This is a genomic window from Roseivirga thermotolerans (assembly GCF_014653175.1).
Lineage (GTDB): Bacteria > Bacteroidota > Bacteroidia > Cytophagales > Cyclobacteriaceae > Roseivirga > Roseivirga thermotolerans.
Genome location: NZ_BNAG01000002.1, coordinates 140,620 through 160,278 on the forward strand (window position 1 = coordinate 140,620; position 19,659 = coordinate 160,278).

Consider the following 19,659-nt stretch of genomic DNA (forward strand, 5'->3'; position numbering starts at 1 on the left):
TTTGGCCAACCATGGAACATCCGGATTTTAAAACCTACCTGAAACAGAAAAAGATAGACCCTAAATCTTTTGCTTCTGCCGAAATGGAAAGGTTTATGGAGCTCAAGAAAGTGTTCGATCTGGTACATCCTAATAGTTTCACGGCACAAAAATTATTTCTTATCAATGCCATAAGAAGAAAATATCCTTTGCAGGAGGAGCAGGAGGTTGCCGTAGCCAGAAAGCCCATGGCCAAACCAAAGATTGTAAAACCTAAAACGAATTAATATGTACAACACCCTCAAACCTAAGCTCGAGGCAGAGCTGGAATCGATAAAGGAAGCAGGACTGTTCAAGAAAGAAAGAATTATTGTTACTCCTCAGGCGGCCGACATAAAAACGGCCGATGGTCGGGAGGTGATTAACTTCTGTGCTAACAACTACCTGGGGCTTTCCTCTCACCCCAAAGTGGTTGAAGCCGCCAAAAAAGCCATCGACACCCATGGGTTCGGAATGTCATCGGTGCGTTTTATCTGTGGTACTCAAGACATTCACAAGGAGTTGGAGAAAAAGATATCTGAGTTTTTGGGTACTGAGGATACTATCCTTTACGCTGCCGCCTTCGATGCTAATGGTGGTGTGTTCGAGCCTCTGCTGGGGCCTGAAGATGCCATTATCTCGGATGCTCTAAACCATGCTTCGATTATAGATGGTGTGAGGTTGTGTAAGGCAATGCGTTTCCGCTATCAGCACAACGATATGGCCGACCTGGAAAAGCAACTACAACAGGCCAAAGATCAGGGAGCCAAAGAAATGGTTATTGTAACCGATGGGGTGTTCTCTATGGACGGTACCATTGCGCAATTGGATAAAATTTGTGATTTGGCCGATAAATATGGGGCGTTGGTAATGACAGACGAGTGTCACTCTACCGGATTTATGGGAAAAACAGGTCGTGGAGTTCACGAATATAGAAACTGCATGGATCGGGTAGATATTATTACCGGTACGTTAGGTAAAGCTCTTGGCGGTGCCAGTGGAGGTTTTACTTCCGGAAAGAAGGAGATCATTGAAATTCTAAGGCAGCGCTCGCGCCCTTATTTGTTTTCTAATACCTTGGCACCTTCTATAGTGGGGGCTTCAATAGCCGTATTCGATATGCTCTCAGAGACTACCGAGCTCAGAGACAAGCTGGAAGAAAACACCAAGTATTTCAGAGAGAAAATGACGGCTGCCGGTTTCGATATAAAGCCGGGCGAACACGCCATTGTTCCGGTAATGCTCTACGATGCTCCCCTGGCTCAGAAAATGGCCGATGCACTGCTAGAAAAGGGTATTTATGTGATAGGCTTCTTCTATCCGGTTGTGCCTAAAGGACAAGCGCGTATTAGGGTTCAGGTTTCTGCAGGGCATGAACGACACCATTTGGACAAAGCCATAGCAGCCTTTACGGAGGTAGGAAAGGAGCTTGGAGTAATTTAAGAGACTAAAACATTATAGTCTGGCAAAGCTTAACTGCCCGGAGGTACCCAGTATCACCGGGCAGTCTTTTTTAAGGCGTTTCTGAAGAAATAGCTATTTTATGAAATGATTCAGAACCCCCTCTACATACTCACCGTGCTGTGTGGTTTGATTTTTATCAGTGAATGGCTCACTAAAAATACCTTCTTAAAACACCTTAGCGGTCCGTTGCTGGTTATTATTCTGGGAGCATTGCTGGCCAATCTGGGGCTTATCCCTTCGGCTTCTAATGCAAGTCCGGTGTACGATTCTATTTTTAATTATGTGGCTCCTGCCAGTATTTTTTACCTGTTACTGGGGGTAAACCTAAAGGAACTAAAGAAAGCAGGCTTGCCCATGCTGTTGGCTTTTGTGCTGGGTGCGGCAGGAACTACCCTGGGAGTATTGGTTTCTCTCAACCTTATAGATTATCAGGAGGTTTTTGGGAAGAATTATGCCGCTATTGCGGGAATGATGACCGGGACATATACCGGAGGGAGTGCCAACTTCAATGCAGTAGCTCTGCACTATGATGTGGTAAGGGAAGGAGCTATATATACCGGTATTGTGGTAGCCGATAATATTGTAACCGCCCTCTGGATGCTCGTAACCCTTAGTTTGCCGGCCCTAATGGCTCGGTGGAAACCACATAAATCCTTGCAAATGAATTTGAGGGGAGATATAGATCAGTATACTGAGCGAGAACACGTGGGGCCACTACGGCTCGGTTTAATGCTTTTTATTGGCTTAACGGCTATGTTGCTGTCCAACCAGTTGGCCGAGCTCTCCGGTGTGCCATCTGTGTTAGTACTTACTACAATAGCCCTCGTCTTGGCCCAACTAAAAGTCATTCAGCAGATTCCCGGAGCAAAGTTACTGGGAATGTTTGCCGTATATCTTTTTCTGGTTGTTGTAGGGGCTTTTTGCGAACTCACCGCATTGGTGCAAGTAGGAGAGCATGCTGTCAGTATTTTGTTGTTTACGGTGGTCATTGTTCTGGTGCATGGCCTCTTTCTAATACTCATGGGGTTAGTGCTTAGAACAGATTGGTGCGTAATAGCCATAGCTTCACAAGCCAATATTGGTGGTGCCAGTACGGCCCTGGCTCTGGCTAAGAGCTTTAAGCGAAACGATTTGCTGCTACCGGCTATCTTAGCGGGATCCCTGGGCACAGGGCTGGGCACTTATTTGGGCTTTTTAGTGGCAGGGCTGGTTTAAAACCGGTGGTTACTCTATAATCTCAAATATCATTCGAATGCCAACAGCTGTGGAGGGACCTTCGTAGGTAAACGACCGGGTAAAGACTTTGCCGGTGTTGGGGTCGCTCCAGCTGCCTCCCATAGCTACTCCTTTTGTAGAAGTCATTTCAGCCACATTGCCAAACACATTGAAAAAACCAATGTCTTCGGCCGATTGGTGATACACCGGTTTCAGATGTTTGCTGGAATTCATTAGATCACTTTTAGAAAGCTTAAAAGAAGACTCATTGGTTTTGGCAATTTTGGCTAACTGTTTGAGCATTCGTTTGTCCTGAATTAGAAAGCGAATTCGTGCCCATTCATTTTCGGTGGGTAGCCTGAACTTAAACTTCTTTGGAAAAGCCTCTCGCTCATTTTTGCTCAGTTCATTCAGGTATTTTTCCATAGCCTCAGTACGCCATTCTGCAAAACTAACCGCTTGTTCAAAGCTAATGCCCATTATGGGCATTAGAGCCAGGTCGTCTGAACCAATGAATTTATTTTTGAGTTCTTCGGCCGAGGTACCTTCAAAAACCGTGGTCCAGAGTTCATAGTCGGGTTCTGCGGCCATAAACTCATCGCTGTCCCTACCATAGGTCTCGGCTATTGAGGCCATATAGTCTTTGTACACAAACGCGGGTACTTCAGAAATATCGATGCACAGTCTGGAATTAATAGGTAATGTGTTAGAAGCGCAGAGATATTCAGTGTCTTGCTTACCACAGTTATAGCAGCTGGTGTCGGGGGGCTTAAAAAATACCAGAAAAGGTAGTAGCCAAAGAATATAAGCTTTCATGAACAGGATTTAAACAACTGTTGAATTTATGCTATTCGGTTAATAATAGAAAATCACTGTTCTTCATGCTCAAAAAGAGCGAAGACTGCCCCAGCCGGATCTTTAATGAAACAGTATTTACCGTATCCGGGCATATGCTTTACTTCTGTAAGCAATTGGCCACCATTAGAGGCAACCGCTTTAGTGCTTTCATCTATATTTTCTACATTGATGTAAAGCATCCATTGCGATGGAATATGCGCATTTGGGCCTTTTTTATGACATATGCCTGTTTTAGGTTCACCATCCAGCGTCATGTTATAATCGTTATAGTCGCCCATCGATACGGGCTGCGGCTCCCAACCTACTACCTTAGCATAAAAATCTTTTACTTCTTCGGCATTTTCTACTGTAAGGTCGAACCAGCCTATGTGTCCGGCTTTTTTATTCATGGTTTTTTCTTTTCAAGTTAACCATCTTTAACCCGGTACAGATCATACTTTGGTATGAATTTGTGAGTGAGGTGTCTGATCTAATGACTACCAGCCCATTCTTTCTTTAAGTCGTAGTATGTGATGCAGGTGATGTTCGCTATGCCAGGCGTAGAGGCCTACAACTTCCTTTAATACATTGATTTTTCCTGTTTCCGGATGAACAAAGGTCTTTTCTAACTCTTCAGGGCTCAAAGCTCGCAGCAATATAGCCCACCGTTTGTGCAGGTTTTCCAGCAATTGCAGCGAGATACTTACTGGCACCTTTTTCTGATAGCTGAGTGCAGCCCAGCTTTTTTCGTCATAGGCCTTAATGGTAGGGTTAGGTTCGGTGAGGGCCCAGTGAAACCGGATGTACGAATTCATATGGCTGTCGGCCACATGGTGTACAACCTGGCGTACAGTCCAGCCATCCGCACGGTATGGTGTGTCGAGTTGAGTGTCTGTCATACCGGCTACCGCCTGCTCATACCTTTGAGGAGCCTCCTCAATGGTGGCTATCCAGGTGTTTATGATAGCCGTATCAATTCTGGTGGGTGGGCTAAATCGGCCAATAGGGTAGCTCAGCTGTTCGTTGTTCATGTGTAGGTTACTTTTTTAAGTGTAAAAGTAGATTGACGAAGCCCTGGTTAGGGTACATTTTCTCCCCGCGAGGCTACCCAAATTTCAAACCATTCTTGTCTGCTTAGTTTTATGTGTTGTGCCTCTGTAGCAGCCTTTATTCTATCGAGGTTGCCCGAGCCAATTACCGGTAATATACCTACCGGATGAGCCAGCAACCAGGCAAGCATGATACGGTCAATGGTAGTGTCGTGCCGATCGCTAATTTTATGCAATACGTTTTTTAACGTGAGCATTCGGTGTGTTTGAGCATTAAAGATACTGCCACCCCCAAGAGGCGACCAGGCCATTGGGTGCAGTCCAATTTCCTGGCAGAAATCGATGGTGCCGTTGTCGAATTCATGCAGCGAAACGCACGAAATTTCTATCTGATTGGTAACTAAAGGAAAGTCTAAGGCCGCTTGCAGGGCTTTGAATTGCTGTGGCAGAAAGTTACTTACCCCAAAAGCTTTTACCTTGCCTTCGGTCTTTAGCTTGTCAAAAGCTTTAGCTACTTCTTGCGGATTTATGAAGGGATCGGGTCTGTGAATAAGCAGTAGGTCTATGGCTTCTACACCTAACTGACGCAGTGAGTTTTCTGCAGACCCTACAATGTGCTCAAAGCTGGTGTCGTAATGTTTGATGTAATGTTCGGGTCGCTGCGCAGAGAGAAGCTTTATGCCGCACTTAGTTACTATTTTTATTTTTTCCTTTAGGTCATTTCGGTTTTTCAAAGCATCGCCAAAAAGCTTTTCGCAGCCATAGTCGCCATAAATATCGGCATGGTCGAAGGTGTCGATGCCCAATTCAAGGCAACCTTCAACCAACTGCTGTATTTGTTCATTGGTGTAGTTCCATTCGGCAAGCCGCCAGACACCATGAACAAACTTTGAAAGACTTACTTCATCATTTAACTTGATTTGCTCCATCAATAATCTTTAGTTTTAGGCCATTGAACGCCAATATTAAACCAGAAAAGTCATGTTAAAAATTTTCCACAACCCAAGATGTACAAAAAGTAGAGAAACGCTAAAAATCATTGAAGAAAGTGGCGAAATGGTTGAGGTGGTGGAATACTTAAAAACAGTGCCTTCTGAAGAAGAGCTTACTGATTTAGTTAAGCTTTTGGGCATTTCGCCCGAAGAATTGGTGCGCAAAGGTGAGGCCATTTATAAAGAGGAGTTTAAAGGGAAATTGCTCTCTGATGAGGAGTGGATAAAGGCCATGGTAATGCACCCTAAGCTGATAGAGCGGCCAATTGTGGTTAAAGGCAACAAAGCGATTATTGGCCGCCCTCCGGAAAAGGTTAGAGAACTGATCTAACAAAAAATAACGGTCTTCAGCCGATAACTCCACAGAGTTACCGGCTGAAGAAGTCTTGGTACTCGGTACTTATTGTGCTGAGTTGCCGAAGTGCCTGTCTATTAGTTCAGCAAGCATTCCCTTGGTTAGTGGTTTGTTCATGAAATCATGAATAACTCCCATTTTAGTAGCCATCTCCCGGTCGTGCGGGTTGAGCGAGGTGGTGAGCATGACCACAACTATTCCACCTTTCTGGTCTTCATCGAGCTTTTCATATTCCTCTAAAAATTCCCATCCGTCCATTACCGGCATGTTGATGTCCAGAAAGATAAGTTCCGGTTGCGGTTGCTTTCCGGCCCTCTCCTTGAGGTAATCTATGGCTTCCTGACCATTGTGAGCCTCTACCACCTCTTTTGCACAATCTATCTGGCTAATAACCATTTTGTGCACAAAGTTGGTGGCTTCATCATCATCAATCAACATGATACAGTCTAGTTTCATACAGTCTTATTTTGGTATAGTAAAGTGAAAGGTACTCCCGGCATTTTCTGCGGATTCAACCCAAATCTCGCCTCCATGCTGGTCGATTATTTTTTTGCAGTGGGCCAGGCCAACTCCCGTGCCTTCATATTCTTTTTTATTATGAAGCCTCTGAAATATTCTGAATATTTTTTCCTGATGCTTTTCGGCAATACCAATACCATTGTCGGCTACGGAAAACAGCCATTTGCCTCGCTTTTCCTGATAGCTGATTAATATTTCAGGCTTTTGGTCTTTCTTTCTAAACTTAATGGCATTGCTGATTAAGTTCTGGAAAAGAAGTCTTAATTCGGTTTCATGAGCTTGTACTTTAGGTAGTTCGGTTACCGTAATAGATGCCTTATGCTCCTTTATTTTGGAGTCCAGATCTTCCTGAACAGACTTCAGCAGCAGGTTACAATCTACCATGCTCAGGTCTTTGTTCTTGCCTATATAGTTATACACCATAAGGTCGCGAACCAAAGCACTCATGCGCTGGCTGGATTGCATAATGTATTTGAGTAGCTGCTGTGCTTCCGGGTCGAGCTTATCGCGGTATTGCTGATCGAAAATGTCGCACATGCTCATAAGTGTGCGCAAAGGCTCCTGCAAATCGTGAGAGGTCACGTAGGCTATTTGGCTAAGCTCACGGTTTTTATTTTCAAGAGAGTGGTGTGCCTTCTTTATTTCCAACAATTGCAGGCGCTGCTCCTTGTAGGTGGTAAAGTAGTCTATGGTTACCCCGATAAACGGTACTATGTAGGAAACGGTCTTCAAGAAGTGGCCCGCATTAAAGTGAGCATCGAACAGTTCGGACGAACCAAAAGCCATGTGCAACTGGGTGGCTATGGCCGGCACCATACTCCAGAGTAGCGCGTGGCTAAAAATACTTTTCTCTTTTTTTCGAAATGTAGGTATTGCCCAAGCGGCCAGTACCACAAACAGGGCCAGAGGAAAAACATCGTAAGGCCTGGTAATAAGCTGATCGGGAAATTGAGTTTTCGGAAGGTTATTGCTTACCGCACAAATGCGAATGAGCAGGTATGATACCGCCAGAAAAATAAGGCTGGTAGAAAGCACAAAGCTGTCTTTTGTTCTCTTACTTTTCTGCTTGTCCAGTCCCAGAAGGAATATGCCAACTCCCGCAAAAAGAATGAGAGCTTTGAACACTCGAGAGAGTGCCCAGCTAAAGGGGATAAAGTTGGAATTATCGGCTACGGAATGGATGATTTTGGAGGCTGATAGGGCATGAAAGGCATCCATAAAACCTGCACAAAGCAGGGCAATGCCAATAATGGCTGTGGCCGAATTTCCCGTAATACGGTATTGTACAAAGGCCAGTATGGCTGTAGCCATGGCTATTACTACGGCAGACCATTCCAGAATTAAGTGAAGAAAAGCTCCAATTAGAGAAGAGACCACGGAATCGAGCTGTTCAGCCCCAGACATTCTACCGAACTCATCGGCATTTAGAGGTGTGCGTTGCCAGCCAAAATCTACTCCTGCCAACATGAATAAATAGGGCAAAGCACTGATAATGACAGTGCTGTATATGATTCCCTTGGTGAGTTTGTTCTTGTTACTTTCCATGCCTTCCCTTTGAAAAATCTAAACTTAGATTGCTACCGCAACCTTCTTAAACCATAGCCAATAGGACTTTCCAAAGGCTACAACCAATATTTTGACTAATCACACAAACGAACCGATGCTAATAGGTTGAGTATCTAAGGGATACGGTTCGAAACACTCAAAAACACTTGACTCTCGTAAGAGGTTTGTGAAATGAATATAAGAAATGAATCGGATTTTTTCTGTGGTGGGTGGTAAAGCACCGGGGTTAAGCGGGTGTTATGTAAGCTGTGAGGTGGCTGTGGAGGGCAACTTGTAGACTAAAAATGAATGAGTTGCCGGCTACCGGTTTGTGGCCCAACAACTCAAAAAAAAATAGGATTACCTATTTAACCTGAGTTCGATGTAAGTAAGTAGTAAAATATCCCCTCTTAGGACGTCATTGCGGAATTTTCCTCTGAAAACTTCACATACGCAAAGGAAAATATCCCCAATCTCATTTAGACTCTGTTGAGATACCGGATAAAACAGCCCTTTTTGAGAGTTTAAGGCCTGTTTTTCCGGCATGACGTTCTTTTCGTGCATCGAACTCAGGTTATTCAGGTCGCATAGAAATAAATAGACCACCTGGGCAACAAGCGGTGTCTTCATAGTGCTTTATAGGAGCCATTTGTGAAGACACAAGTGGTGGCGAAATGTCGAAACATACGCCCTGCGACTTAAGTAAGTAACCCTAAAAAATTAGTATCCCAAGGTTTTAAGCATCGACTCCTCTTTTTGCTCTTCAGCAAACACACGAGTAACAATATTGCCGTTTTCATCATGGTCTACCAACACGTGCTTGGGCGCAGGAATGAGGCAATGCTGAATGCCTCCATAGCCGCCCAGCGACTCTTGATACGCTCCCGTGTGGAAAAAGCCAACGTATAGGTTTTCATCTTCTTCAATAAGAGGCATAAATACCTCAGAGGTATGGGCTTCTGAATTGTAGTAGTCCATACTGTCGCAGGTCAGGCCGCCCATATTCACTTTGTGGAAGGGGTGATCCCATTTGTTGATCGCCAGTAAAATATACTTTTGATTGAGGCCCCAGGCATCGGGCAAATGAGTGATAAATGAGCCGTCAATCATGTACCAAAGCTCCTTATCGTTTTGTAGTTTTTGATCGAGTACGGAATAGATATGAGCACCACTTTCGCCCACCGTAAAGCTTCCGAATTCAGTGACTATATTTGGTACCGGCACATTGCTTTTGTTGCAGATCCACTGAATATTCTCTACAATCTGCTCGACCATATATTCGTAGTCATACTCAAAGGCCAGAGAGGTTTTTATGGGGAATCCGCCACCAATATCTACCGTATCCAGCGTAGGGCAAATCTTCTTTAATTCGCAGTATTTGTACATAAACCGGCTTAGCTCACTCCAGTAGTAGGCCGTATCTTTAATGCCCGTATTAATAAAGAAATGGAGCATTTTTAGCGTGGCCTGCGAGCCTTCTATTTGTTCTCTGTACAAGTCTTTAATATCGCTGTACCGAATTCCCAAACGGGAGGTGTAAAACTCAAAGTTAGGTTCCTCATCGGCTGCCACCCGAATCCCCACTTTAAAGTCGCCCTTAATGTTCTCCTTGTAAAAATCTAGTTCATTGAGGTTGTCCAGAATAGGTACACAGTTTTTAAAGCCATCGTTAATGAGTTCGCTAATATATTGGGTGTACAACGGACGCTTGAAACCATTGCAAATCACCAATATATCCTTATCGATTTTTCCCTTCTTGTGAAGGCTCCTGACAATGGGAATATCAAAGGCTGAGGAAGTTTCAATTTGGCAACCATTCTTAATGGTTTCGTCCAACACAAAGCTAAAGTGCGAAGATTTGGTACAGTAGCAGTACGTATAGGTACCTTGGTACTTATTTTTCTTTATAGCTTTTTCGAACCACTTTTTGGCCAGTTGAATGTTCTGAGAAATTTTAGGCAGATAGGTAATTCTCAGAGGAGTGCCATGTTCTCTAATAATCTCTTTGAGAGGTATGTCATGAAACTCCAGATACTTGCCGTTTACTTTAAATTCTTTGGTAGGAAAATCAAAGGTCTGGTCAATTAGATCGTAGTAACTCTTCATTGATAAAACTCTGTGTAAAGACGAAGCACAAATATTGCAACAAATTACGAGATGCAAAGATGTGCGAAATTAAAAAAGCACTAAGATTTTCTCAGGCGTTAAAATACAAGGTCAAAGTTAACCGAAATGCACAGAAATTAGCATTTTTGCATAAAACTGAATACTATAGCATTATGTCCAATTCACCCATTTCAGCATTTATAGAAAAACACTACCGCCACTTCAATGCCGCAGCTCTGGTAGATGCCGCCAAAGGCTATCAACTGCACTTGGCCGAAGGAGGTAAAATGATGGTTACACTGGCAGGAGCCATGAGTACCGCTGAACTAGGGCTAAGTCTGGCTGAAATGATCAGGCAAGACAAAATAGATATTATATCCTGCACAGGGGCCAACCTGGAAGAAGATATTATGAACCTGGTGGCTCACTCGCACTACAAAAGAGTGCCCAATTACAGAGACTTGACCCCTCAGGAAGAATGGGATCTTTTAGAACAAGGTCTGAACCGGGTAACCGATACCTGCATACCGGAAGAAGAGGCCTTCAGAAGGCTTCAGAAGCATATTCACTACCAGTGGAAGAAAGCTGAAGATGCCGGAGAGCGCTACTTCCCACATGAATACATGTATAAAATGTTGTTGTCGGGCGATTTGGAGCAATACTATGAGATAGACCCAAAAAACAGTTGGATGCTAGCCGCAGCCGAAAAAAACCTACCCATTGTTGTGCCCGGTTGGGAAGACTCTACAATGGGGAACATCTTTGCTTCTTACTGTATAAAAGGAGAACTAAAGGCTTCTACCATGAAATCAGGTATCGAATATATGGTGTGGTTGGCCGACTGGTATAAAAACAACTCAGAAGGTAAAGGAGTAGGCTTTTTCCAGATTGGTGGAGGAATTGCCGGTGACTTCCCCATATGTGTTGTGCCAATGATGTATCAAGATTTAGAGATGCACGATATACCTTTCTGGAGCTATTTCTGCCAAATTTCAGATTCAACCACCAGTTATGGTTCTTACTCCGGTGCCGTGCCTAACGAAAAAATCACCTGGGGTAAGCTCGATATCGATACCCCCAAGTTTGTGGTAGAGTCAGATGCCACCATTGTGGCTCCACTTATGTTTGCCTACATATTGGGTTGGTAACTTTCATAAAACCATGAGAAAGATAAGGCTAGTCGAAGTTCGTTCCGAAATTGCCGCAGGCACTCGCGGAGCGAGCATGGGCATTGATGCCATGAAAATCGCGAGTATCAAGCGGCACTCCGATTTTTTTATGCGCTTTGAACCGGTGAGCATACAAGATGAAAACCGTTTGCTTTTTCGCGAACCACAGTATGCTTTTGCCAAGTATGCCGAAGGAGTATATACCATGGTAAACCGGGTATGCCAGAACATTGCCGACCTAAGAACAGAGGGGCTATTTCCTATTGTGTTGGCCGGAGACCACTCTACGGCAGCAGGCACTATTTGTGGCATTAAAAAAGCACACCCCGAAAAGAGACTTGGAGTTATTTGGATAGACGCCCATGCCGATTTTCATTCGCCATATACCACACCATCGGGCAATATGCATGGCATGCCCCTGGCAATGGTTACTGCTACCGACAATGAGGAGTGCGAGAGCAATGATGTGGAAGAAGAGACTGAAGCCATTTGGGAGCGGATAAAGCAAATAGGAGCCAACGGGCCCAAAATAAGCCCTTCTGATATTGTATATATAGGCGTACGAGATACGGAAAAAGCCGAAGACCACCTGATTGAAAAATTTGGCATAAAGAACTTTACGACCGAAGAGCTAAACGACAAAGGAGTGGTTACCGTGGCCAAAGAGGCTCTTCAACTCCTCAAAGATTGTGATCAAATCTACATTTCTTTCGATGTAGACAGTCTGGATACATCCGTTTCTACCGGCACAGGAACCCCCGTGCCCAATGGGCTCACCAAAGAGCAGGCTTTTGAGCTAAATCAGGAGTTGATTAAAGATAAAAGGGTTTGTTGTTGGGAAATTGTAGAGGTGAACCCAACTTTGGACACTGAAAACAAAATGGCCGAAATAGCATTCGAGATTTTAGAGGCCACAACCGATTCGCTGATAGAGAATTTCTAACTAATGGAGCAAGCAATTAAGCAGGGTATAGCTGAGGCACTCGAAACACTGTATTCACACCAACTGGCGACTGAAGATATAGCTCTTCAGCCGACCCGTAAAGAGTTTGAAGGTACCTACACCTACATCACCTTTCCGCTGAGCAGAGTGTCTCGAAAAGGACCGGAAGAAACTGGAAATGAAATTGGAGAATACCTGGTAAAGCATTGCAAGGCAGTTTCTGCCTACAATACCGTTAAAGGGTTTCTGAATATATCTGTTTCTGAGAGCTCTCAGGTACAGCAATTTGCAGCCATGTTCAATGGCCAAAGCCCTACAGATTCGCCTGTCTTCCACATGGCTCCAACAGGTAAAACTGTGGTTGTAGAGTACTCTTCGCCTAATACCAACAAGCCTTTACACTTAGGGCATTTGCGCAATAATTTTTTGGGTAACTCGGTAGCGCGTATACTGGAAGCAGCCGGAAATAAGGTTGCTAAAGTACAGATTATTAACGATCGTGGAATCCACATCTGTAAGTCTATGCTCGCCTGGCAAAAGTTTGGCAATGGCGAGACCCCTGAATCTTCAGGTATAAAAGGTGATCACTTAGTGGGCAAATACTACGTGGAGTTCGATAAAGCCTATAAAGCTGAAGTGGCTGAGTTGGTAGCCGGTGGAATGGACAAAGAGCAGGCAGAGAAGGAAGCTCCTATATTGCTCGAGGCTCAGGAAATGCTTCGTAAGTGGGAAGAGAAAGACCCGGAGGTCTATGCCCTGTGGGAAACCATGAACGGATGGGTGTATAGCGGGTTCAATGCCACTTATGAGCGAATGGGAGTAGATTTTGATAAACTCTACTACGAGAGCGATACCTACCTTATTGGCCGCGACAGAGTGATGGAAGGGCTGGAGAAGGGAGTCTTCTTTAAAAAAGAAGACGGCTCAGTGTGGGTAGACCTTACGGATGAAGGGCTTGATGAAAAGCTATTGCTTAGAAAAGACGGTACTTCCGTGTACATGACCCAGGATATTGGTACCGCATTAATGCGATTTGACGATTTTCCGGGACTAAGCCAGCTCATATACACAGTGGGCAATGAGCAAGAATATCACTTCAAAGTACTCTTCCTTATTCTCAAAAAACTTGGTTATGAATGGGCCGATGCCTGTTACCATTTGTCCTACGGTATGGTAGACTTACCAACCGGCAAAATGAAGTCGAGAGAAGGCACCGTTGTAGATGCCGATGACCTGATTCAGGAAATGGTAGATACGGCAAAGGCTCGTACAGAAGAACTCGGTAAAATAGATGGCTTTACAGAAGAGCAAGCGGCCGAGCTGTATGAGAAACTAGGGCTTGGTGCCGTAAAATACTATCTAATGAAGGTAGACCCGCGCAAGCGCATGCTCTTTAACCCGGAAGAGTCCATTGAGTTTCAGGGCAATACCGGACCCTTCATCCAATACACTTATGCACGAATTAGTGCCATTCTGCGTAAGGCCTCTCAACTGGGGGTGTCCATGCAGAATATAGACTACGATGGGGTCAAAGAAATTCACCAAACAGAGAAAGACCTGATCTTTGCCATAGGGCAGTTTAAGGAAAAATTGCAACAGGCGGCCGATGCATATTCTCCGGCCGTAATGGCTCAGTATGCCTATGATATGGCCAAAGACTATAACCGCTTCTATACCGAACTCTCCATTTTCAATGAAGACGATGAAACTCTAATGCAGTTTAGGGTAGCTCTTTCTGCACTTACCGCAGAAACAATAAAAAGAAGCATGGGGTTATTGGGTATTGAAGTGCCTGAAAGAATGTAGTGTAGGAGGGAAGGTCCTGAGCTGCAAAGGATAGGCTTCAGTATCATAAAGACTACCACTATGAAGTACCTGAGTATAATATGGATCGTTTTACTGCTCCTAAAACCAACTGATATGACGTTTTACGACTTTGAACTAAAAGGAATAGATGGTAAAAAGGTTGACCTGAATGCATATAAGGGCAAGAAGGTTCTGGTGGTCAATGTAGCCTCGCGCTGTGGTTATACGCCCCAATACGAAGACCTGCAACAGTTGCATGAGCAATTTGGAAATAAGTTGGTGGTACTGGGCTTTCCGGCCAATGATTTTGGCGGACAGGAACCGGGCAGCAACGAAGACATAGTGGAGTTTTGCCAGACCAACTATGGGGTTAGCTTCCAACTATTTGAGAAGATTTCGGTAACCGGCAAAGACCGGCACCCACTCTATGAGTGGCTGGAAAAGCAAAGTGGTAAAGCACCCAACTGGAATTTCTGCAAATACCTGATTAGTGAAAAAGGTGAAGTACTGGCCTTTTACCCATCGGCTGTAAACCCGCTTGACGAACAAATTACTTCTAAGCTGTAGGCATGAAAAAATGGCTCCAGGCATTCAGGCTTAGAACACTTCCTTTGGCGCTGGCATCCATAGGTATGGGAGCATTTTTAGCAGCCGCCTCTGGGCATTTCAATGCGTTAATATTTAGCCTTTGTGCGCTCACCACCATTCTGCTACAAATACTTTCTAATCTGGCTAACGACTATGGAGATACCGTACATGGTGCGGATGGAGCCGAAAGAACGGGGCCTAGTAGAGCGGTGCAAAGTGGCCTGATTAGTCAGAGGGCTATGCTACGGGCCATCATCGTTTTTTCTGTGTTGTCTTTGGCCAGTGGAGTGGCATTGGTCTATGTGGCTTTTGGAAGTTTCGGAGAGTTTTTCTGGTATTTTATGGGCCTTGGAGGCCTGTGTATTTTGGCGGCTATCACCTATACGGCTGGTAAAAGGCCCTATGGCTACGCAGGTCTGGGCGACATTAGCGTACTCATATTCTTTGGCTTTGTAGCGGTACTTGGGAGTGCCTTTTTGTACGAACAGCGCATTAACTGGAACTATATTCTGCCCGCACTAAGCGTAGGATTCTTTTCCGTAGCTGTGCTCAACGTCAACAATATTCGCGATATTGATTCAGACCGAAAGGCCGGTAAAAAGTCTGTTGCGGTACGCCTGGGGCGCAAAGCAGCAGTAACTTATCATAAGCTACTGCTAGGGCTTGGCTTGGTGTTTTCTCTGGTTTATGTGGCCACATATTTTGCTGCACCGCAACAATTGTTGTTTGTGTTGGTGGCCCCTCTGTTACTTATGAATGCCAGAGCAGTAAGTACCAAAACAGCATCCGAGCAACTAGATCCCTATCTGAAACAAATGGCTTTGAGTACTTTACTCTTTGTGCTACTCTTTGGCTTGGGGCAGCTGCTGTAAAGACAGTTGGTTTAAGTTTTGGCAATCCGGCCTCTCCTCGTTAATTTTAGGTGTTTCCACAGCGTATATGAGCACCAGAAAATCTTCCCAAATAGACCTTCAATGCCAGTTTTGTCAATCAAGAGGAGAGTCTCATTTTTCTGAATTGCCCGAAGACGATCTGGAAGTACTCTCTTCTCACAAGTCTTGTGTGGCCTATAAGAAGGGCCAAACCCTGTTCTATGAAGGAACACGGCCTATGGGTATTTTCTGTATTAATCATGGCAAGGTGAAGGTGTTTAAAATGGGTTCGAATGGGAAAGAGCAAATTCTGTTTATTGCTAAACCCGGAGACTTTCTGGGCTACCGCTCCTTGTTGAGCGAGGAATTCTACGGAGCCAGTGCTACTGTATTGGAGCAGGCAGCTATTTGTTTTATTCCCAAGAGCGATTTCTTCACCATCTTAAACCGCAACCCCGCATTCTTTCAAAAGCTTATGAAAGCAGTGTGTAAGGAATTGGGAGTAATGGAAGAAAAAATGGCTCAGTTGGCTCAGAAATCCGTTCGAGAACGTCTGGCAGCGACCATCATTATGCTCAAAGAAACCTATGGAATGGAAGGAGATGGAAGCGATGTGATAGACATTGCCCTTTCCAGAGAAGATTTGGCGAACATAGTGGGTACTGCCACAGAAACAGTAATTCGCTTACTTTCAGAATTTAAGTCCGATGGACTCATTGCTCTCAAGGGTAAGAAAATTGAAGTGATTGACGCACAACGCCTTATTCATGAGGCCGATTTTTATGCTTAAGGAGCCACTACTTTAAGCCCCCTTCATTGTTGCCTTTACAGCAGCCAATCGCTTTGCTCTACTTATAAAAGCTATTTTCGGTGGTTCCCGGTACCTTCCGGTGGCTTGACCCATAAACATGACATTAATCATGTTTTCATCTGATGGCCGTCAATCCCGATGCTTCACAGCCCATTTACCTTTGATTACCCATTGAATTTAAGGCTAGTGAAGCATACCATTCTCATAGTGACCCTTCATTCGAACCGATTAATCCCTCTTTTGGAGGTTATGGAGGATATGCTCCACAAGTCTTATAAGAAATATATAAAGGCATTTACTCTGGAATTTGCTCACAAACCGGGGCAATTGGTAACAAGCGGTAAACCGGAGGCTGAAGGTATTGACTGGCTGGTGAACAGGGTAGAAGAAGACCTGAAGGTGGAAAAGTACGGAGCTCAATTGGGCCATGAGGTAGAGGTTTTTCATAGTGCGGCCAATGATTTTAGAATTGTTAGCCAAAGCACCGTAGCCGATTTGCTAGTGGTGGAGGTACAAGGGTATGCACAATATGCAAACGAATCGGGCCTTTGGCCACTGATTAAATCGGTGAGTTGTCCCGTGCTACTGTTGCCGCAATCAGTCAATGTGCAATGTCATGTGGCCGTACATGCCGCAGGCCAGTGTTCGGTACATATGATGAAGAGCTTTATAAAGCTATTCGGGACTCACTATCGTGAGCTGCCGCTTTCTTTGTTAATGACCGAGCCAGACAGTACTCTTCAGATGGAAAGCGAGCGGGTATTTATCAACTACCTGCAAATGTATTTTCAGAACCTGGGTGCTCAGCATGTGTATGACGACATAGCCAATAGCCTTTTCGACTATGTAAGTCGCGAGTGCAACAGCCCCTTATTGCTGGTAGACCAACAGGTAGGCAAAGTACTGATTGACCAGCCGGAAGCTAATCGGGTACTGATTGATCATCCCATTTTTATTTACAAAGACTAACCCATGGAAGCTATAGAAGTGAGGCAACAAACCAAGTGCTACCATTGTGGCGATGATTGCGGAGCAGAAACAATATCGGCCCAAGATAAAAACTTCTGTTGTACCGGGTGTAAGACCGTATTTGAAATTCTGTCTGAAAACGAGCTTTGCGACTATTACGCTTTGCAGGTCAGTCCGGGCATAAAGCAAAAGGATAAGACCACCTTATTTGATTTTCTGGATAATGATGAGATTGTGCGTGGACTTCTGCAATATGCTGATGAAACTCATGCCAGGGTTAGTCTGGCCATACCCAATATTCATTGTAGTAGCTGTATATGGTTGTTGGAACACCTGAGTAGACTTAGTTCTGGTGTTGTCGATGCCAAGGTAAATTTTAGTGAAAGACGGCTTACGATCCATTTCCACCATCAGGAGTTGAGCCTCAGGCAACTGGCCGAACTGCTCGATCGCATTGGTTATACCCCGGTATTCAATCTGGAAAAACAAGAGGATCAACAGAACCTCTATCAAAAGTTCGACAAACAATTGCTCATAAAAATGGGCATAGCCGGCTTTTGTTTTGGAAACGTAATGCTTTTGAGTTTTCCCGATTACCTGGGGATTTCTGAACTGGAAAAAGACTACCAGGTTTTCTTTCGCTGGCTCAATGTGCTGCTGTCATTACCTGTGATTTTTTATAGTGGATGGGACTATTTTACTTCTGCTGTTAAATCGCTCAGGCAACGATATGCCAATATTGACGTACCCATTGCACTGGGGCTGGCTGTGCTTTTTCTCAGAAGCTTTTATGAAGTAGCCTCCGCTACCGGGCCCGGCTATTTCGACTCGCTGGTGGGGCTTGTGTTTTTCCTGCTCATAGGCAAGTGGTTTCAAAACAGAACCTATCAGGCCCTTTCGTTCGACAGGGATTATAAAAGCTATTTTCCGTTGGCCGTGTTAAAAAGAGAGGAGGAGGGCTACCGGCCTGTGGTGGTTAATTATCTAGTAAAAGGAGATGAGATGCTCATTAGAAATGGTGAACTCATTCCGGCCGATTCAGTACTTATTGATGAGGAAGCTTTTATAGACTACAGTTTTGTAACCGGAGAGGCAGAGCCTATACAAAAAGGCAAGGGCCAATACATATATGCGGGAGGCCGAATTGTTGGTAAACAAGCACGTTTTATTATTCAGAAACCCGTTTCGCAAAGCTATTTAACCTCGCTTTGGAATGAAGAAGGCTACCTGCAACGGGAGCAGCGCGTTAAGCTGGTAGATCGGGTAAGTCAGTATTTTACTCTGGTCATAGTAGCCATAGCCCTTGTGGCGGCTGTTTTCTGGCAGTTCAATGATGCAACTAAAACCTGGTTGGTACTTACATCGGTGCTTATTATTGCATGCCCTTGTGCTTTGGCTCTTTCTACCCCCTTCACCCATGGTAGTTTGTTGCGCATGTTGGGCAAGCATCATTTGTTTTTAAAGAATGCCGATGTAATTGAAGACCTGCAGCAGGTAGATACCATCATCTTTGATAAGACCGGTACCATTACTGACCCGAAAGTAAAGCACATCACCTTTGAGGGAGAAGAGTTAAGTGATGCCGAACAGGCCCTTGTGGCCGCGGCAGTTTCTAGCAGTACTCACCCGCTTAGTCGTTACGTCAAGGATTTTCTGAGGGCTCAACCTTCTGTTTATCAGATTGAGTCATTTAAGGAAGAGACCGGTAAGGGGATTGTTGCCGTAGTTAGCGGAGTGGAGTTAAGGTTGGGTTCAGCCCATTTTGTTGGGCTGGCCCACCGCAATTTACCACAACATTCGGAGGTACACCTGAGCATTGGTGGCCGGTATAGGGGAGTGTTCAACGTTAAAAATACTTATCGCTCCGGGCTTCGGACCGTAGTAGAAGACTTATCTGCAAAGTATAGACTTTTGGTGCTTTCGGGCGACAACGATCAGGAGAAGAAGGCATTGGAAAAAGTATTTCCACCATCTGCTTCAATGTATTTCGAACAAAGACCGGACGAAAAGCTGCGTAAGGTAAAGCAGCTTCAGCAAGAAGGAGCCTTTGTAATGATGTTTGGCGATGGACTGAACGATGCAGGAGCCTTAAAGCAAAGTGAGGTGGGAGTGGCCATTACGGAAGACGTTTCTTCTTTTAATCCTGCATGCGATGCCATTATGGATGCCAATGCCTTTTCCAAACTTAGTAAACTTCTTGAGCTTGTTTTGGTGGGAAAACGGGTGGTAAAGGCTAGTATGGGCATTTCTCTTTTCTATAATTTGGGAGGAATAACCTTTGCCGTAACGGGTTTACTTACCCCACTGGTAGCGGCTATTCTAATGCCTCTCAGTAGTATTTCGGTGGTAGTTTTTACCACCTCAATGATCAGAATGTACGCTAAACAAAAAAGATTATAAT

At 44.6% G+C, this 19,659-nt stretch carries 19 protein-coding genes; 12 read left to right on the plus strand and 7 right to left on the minus strand.

The genetic code is table 11. The features are described from left to right. Positions 1-11 precede the first annotated feature (11 nt). The 3 genes from IE164_RS06570 to IE164_RS06580 all read left to right on the plus strand — a co-directional run bounded on the left by IE164_RS06570 (position 12) and on the right by IE164_RS06580 (position 2,697). Positions 12-266, plus strand: coding sequence for a hypothetical protein (locus IE164_RS06570; RefSeq protein ID WP_308440962.1), 255 nt, complete (start codon positions 12-14; stop codon positions 264-266). Position 267: 1 nt separating this feature from the next. Then, entirely contained in the window at positions 268-1,461 is a 1,194-nt protein-coding gene (gene kbl, locus IE164_RS06575) for a glycine C-acetyltransferase (protein WP_189629423.1), read from the plus strand. A gap of 105 nt (positions 1,462-1,566) precedes the next feature. Beyond that, positions 1,567-2,697, plus strand: a complete 1,131-nt coding sequence (locus tag IE164_RS06580) for a DUF819 family protein (RefSeq protein WP_189629424.1) — start codon at positions 1,567-1,569, stop codon at positions 2,695-2,697. Positions 2,698-2,706: 9 nt separating this feature from the next. Here the strand turns inward: IE164_RS06580 and IE164_RS06585 are convergent, their stop codons facing one another. The 4 genes from IE164_RS06585 to IE164_RS06600 form a co-directional block, all read right to left on the minus strand. Beyond that, a complete protein-coding gene (locus IE164_RS06585) occupies positions 2,707-3,513 on the minus strand; it encodes an SUMF1/EgtB/PvdO family nonheme iron enzyme (protein WP_189629425.1) in 807 nt (268 codons plus the stop codon). Positions 3,514-3,566: 53 nt separating this feature from the next. Next, positions 3,567-3,944, minus strand: coding sequence for a VOC family protein (locus IE164_RS06590; protein WP_189629426.1), 378 nt, complete (start codon positions 3,942-3,944; stop codon positions 3,567-3,569). 87 nt (positions 3,945-4,031) lie between these two features. Beyond that, on the minus strand, positions 4,032-4,565 hold the full coding sequence (locus IE164_RS06595; protein WP_189629427.1) for a YfiT family bacillithiol transferase: 534 nt from the start codon (positions 4,563-4,565) through the stop codon (positions 4,032-4,034). Positions 4,566-4,612: 47 nt separating this feature from the next. Next, a complete protein-coding gene (locus IE164_RS06600) occupies positions 4,613-5,512 on the minus strand; it encodes an aldo/keto reductase (RefSeq protein ID WP_189629428.1) in 900 nt (299 codons plus the stop codon). 52 nt (positions 5,513-5,564) lie between these two features. On the opposite strand from IE164_RS06600, the gene arsC reads away from it, so the two are divergent. After that, on the plus strand, positions 5,565-5,906 hold the full coding sequence (arsC, locus tag IE164_RS06605; RefSeq protein WP_189629429.1) for an arsenate reductase (glutaredoxin): 342 nt from the start codon (positions 5,565-5,567) through the stop codon (positions 5,904-5,906). A gap of 69 nt (positions 5,907-5,975) precedes the next feature. Here the strand turns inward: arsC and IE164_RS06610 are convergent, their stop codons facing one another. The 3 genes from IE164_RS06610 to IE164_RS06620 form a co-directional block, all read right to left on the minus strand. Further along, complete coding sequence (locus tag IE164_RS06610) at positions 5,976-6,386, minus strand: response regulator (protein ID WP_189629430.1); 411 nt, start codon at positions 6,384-6,386, stop codon at positions 5,976-5,978. 6 nt (positions 6,387-6,392) lie between these two features. Then, positions 6,393-7,994 (minus strand): sensor histidine kinase, encoded by a 1,602-nt coding sequence (locus IE164_RS06615; RefSeq protein WP_189629431.1) that lies wholly within the window; start codon positions 7,992-7,994, stop codon positions 6,393-6,395. Positions 7,995-8,714: 720 nt separating this feature from the next. Then, on the minus strand, positions 8,715-10,100 hold the full coding sequence (locus IE164_RS06620) for a type III PLP-dependent enzyme domain-containing protein (RefSeq protein WP_189629432.1): 1,386 nt from the start codon (positions 10,098-10,100) through the stop codon (positions 8,715-8,717). 173 nt (positions 10,101-10,273) lie between these two features. Here IE164_RS06620 and IE164_RS06625 point away from each other — a divergent pair, with 173 nt between their 5' ends. From IE164_RS06625 to IE164_RS06660, 8 genes are all read left to right on the plus strand, one after another. Beyond that, the gene (locus tag IE164_RS06625) at positions 10,274-11,248 is read left to right on the plus strand and encodes a deoxyhypusine synthase family protein (protein ID WP_189629433.1); all 975 of its coding nucleotides are present in this window, start codon (positions 10,274-10,276) and stop codon (positions 11,246-11,248) included. 13 nt (positions 11,249-11,261) lie between these two features. Beyond that, positions 11,262-12,212: an arginase gene (gene rocF / locus IE164_RS06630; protein WP_189629434.1), complete on the plus strand. Its 951-nt coding sequence runs from the start codon at positions 11,262-11,264 to the stop codon at positions 12,210-12,212. 3 nt (positions 12,213-12,215) lie between these two features. Next, a complete protein-coding gene (gene argS, locus IE164_RS06635; protein ID WP_189629435.1) occupies positions 12,216-14,018 on the plus strand; it encodes an arginine--tRNA ligase in 1,803 nt (600 codons plus the stop codon). 114 nt (positions 14,019-14,132) lie between these two features. Next, positions 14,133-14,585 carry a glutathione peroxidase gene (locus IE164_RS06640; RefSeq protein ID WP_308440963.1) on the plus strand — a complete coding sequence of 151 codons (453 nt, stop codon included), beginning with the start codon at positions 14,133-14,135 and terminating at the stop codon, positions 14,583-14,585. Between the two features lie 2 nt (positions 14,586-14,587). Then, entirely contained in the window at positions 14,588-15,478 is an 891-nt protein-coding gene (locus tag IE164_RS06645) for a 1,4-dihydroxy-2-naphthoate polyprenyltransferase (RefSeq protein ID WP_189629437.1), read from the plus strand. Positions 15,479-15,545: 67 nt separating this feature from the next. Next, positions 15,546-16,268 (plus strand): Crp/Fnr family transcriptional regulator, encoded by a 723-nt coding sequence (locus IE164_RS06650; RefSeq protein WP_189629438.1) that lies wholly within the window; start codon positions 15,546-15,548, stop codon positions 16,266-16,268. A 207-nt stretch (positions 16,269-16,475) separates the two neighbouring features. After that, a complete protein-coding gene (locus IE164_RS06655; protein WP_189629439.1) occupies positions 16,476-17,258 on the plus strand; it encodes a hypothetical protein in 783 nt (260 codons plus the stop codon). Between the two features lie 3 nt (positions 17,259-17,261). Next, positions 17,262-19,658, plus strand: coding sequence for a heavy metal translocating P-type ATPase (locus IE164_RS06660; RefSeq protein ID WP_189629440.1), 2,397 nt, complete (start codon positions 17,262-17,264; stop codon positions 19,656-19,658). The last annotated feature ends 1 nt before the right edge of the window (position 19,659 follow it).

Bases quoted from the DNA above. Each gene is read 5' to 3' on its own strand.
- IE164_RS06645 (WP_189629437.1), top strand. From the start codon at position 14,588: ATGAAAAAATGGCTCCAGGCATTCAGGCTTAGAACACTTCCTTTGGCG.
- IE164_RS06610 (WP_189629430.1), bottom strand. From the start codon at position 6,386: ATGAAACTAGACTGTATCATGTTGATTGATGATGATGAAGCCACCAAC.
- IE164_RS06570 (WP_308440962.1), top strand. From the start codon at position 12: ATGGAACATCCGGATTTTAAAACCTACCTGAAACAGAAAAAGATAGAC.
- IE164_RS06595 (WP_189629427.1), bottom strand. From the start codon at position 4,565: ATGAACAACGAACAGCTGAGCTACCCTATTGGCCGATTTAGCCCACCC.
- IE164_RS06615 (WP_189629431.1), bottom strand. From the start codon at position 7,994: ATGGAAAGTAACAAGAACAAACTCACCAAGGGAATCATATACAGCACT.
- IE164_RS06590 (WP_189629426.1), bottom strand. From the start codon at position 3,944: ATGAATAAAAAAGCCGGACACATAGGCTGGTTCGACCTTACAGTAGAA.
- IE164_RS06620 (WP_189629432.1), bottom strand. From the start codon at position 10,100: ATGAAGAGTTACTACGATCTAATTGACCAGACCTTTGATTTTCCTACC.
- IE164_RS06600 (WP_189629428.1), bottom strand. From the start codon at position 5,512: ATGGAGCAAATCAAGTTAAATGATGAAGTAAGTCTTTCAAAGTTTGTT.
- kbl (WP_189629423.1), top strand. From the start codon at position 268: ATGTACAACACCCTCAAACCTAAGCTCGAGGCAGAGCTGGAATCGATA.
- IE164_RS06650 (WP_189629438.1), top strand. From the start codon at position 15,546: ATGAGCACCAGAAAATCTTCCCAAATAGACCTTCAATGCCAGTTTTGT.
- IE164_RS06640 (WP_308440963.1), top strand. From the start codon at position 14,133: ATGACGTTTTACGACTTTGAACTAAAAGGAATAGATGGTAAAAAGGTT.
- IE164_RS06585 (WP_189629425.1), bottom strand. From the start codon at position 3,513: ATGAAAGCTTATATTCTTTGGCTACTACCTTTTCTGGTATTTTTTAAG.
- IE164_RS06580 (WP_189629424.1), top strand. From the start codon at position 1,567: ATGATTCAGAACCCCCTCTACATACTCACCGTGCTGTGTGGTTTGATT.
- argS (WP_189629435.1), top strand. From the start codon at position 12,216: ATGGAGCAAGCAATTAAGCAGGGTATAGCTGAGGCACTCGAAACACTG.
- arsC (WP_189629429.1), top strand. From the start codon at position 5,565: ATGTTAAAAATTTTCCACAACCCAAGATGTACAAAAAGTAGAGAAACG.
- rocF (WP_189629434.1), top strand. From the start codon at position 11,262: ATGAGAAAGATAAGGCTAGTCGAAGTTCGTTCCGAAATTGCCGCAGGC.
- IE164_RS06660 (WP_189629440.1), top strand. From the start codon at position 17,262: ATGGAAGCTATAGAAGTGAGGCAACAAACCAAGTGCTACCATTGTGGC.
- IE164_RS06625 (WP_189629433.1), top strand. From the start codon at position 10,274: ATGTCCAATTCACCCATTTCAGCATTTATAGAAAAACACTACCGCCAC.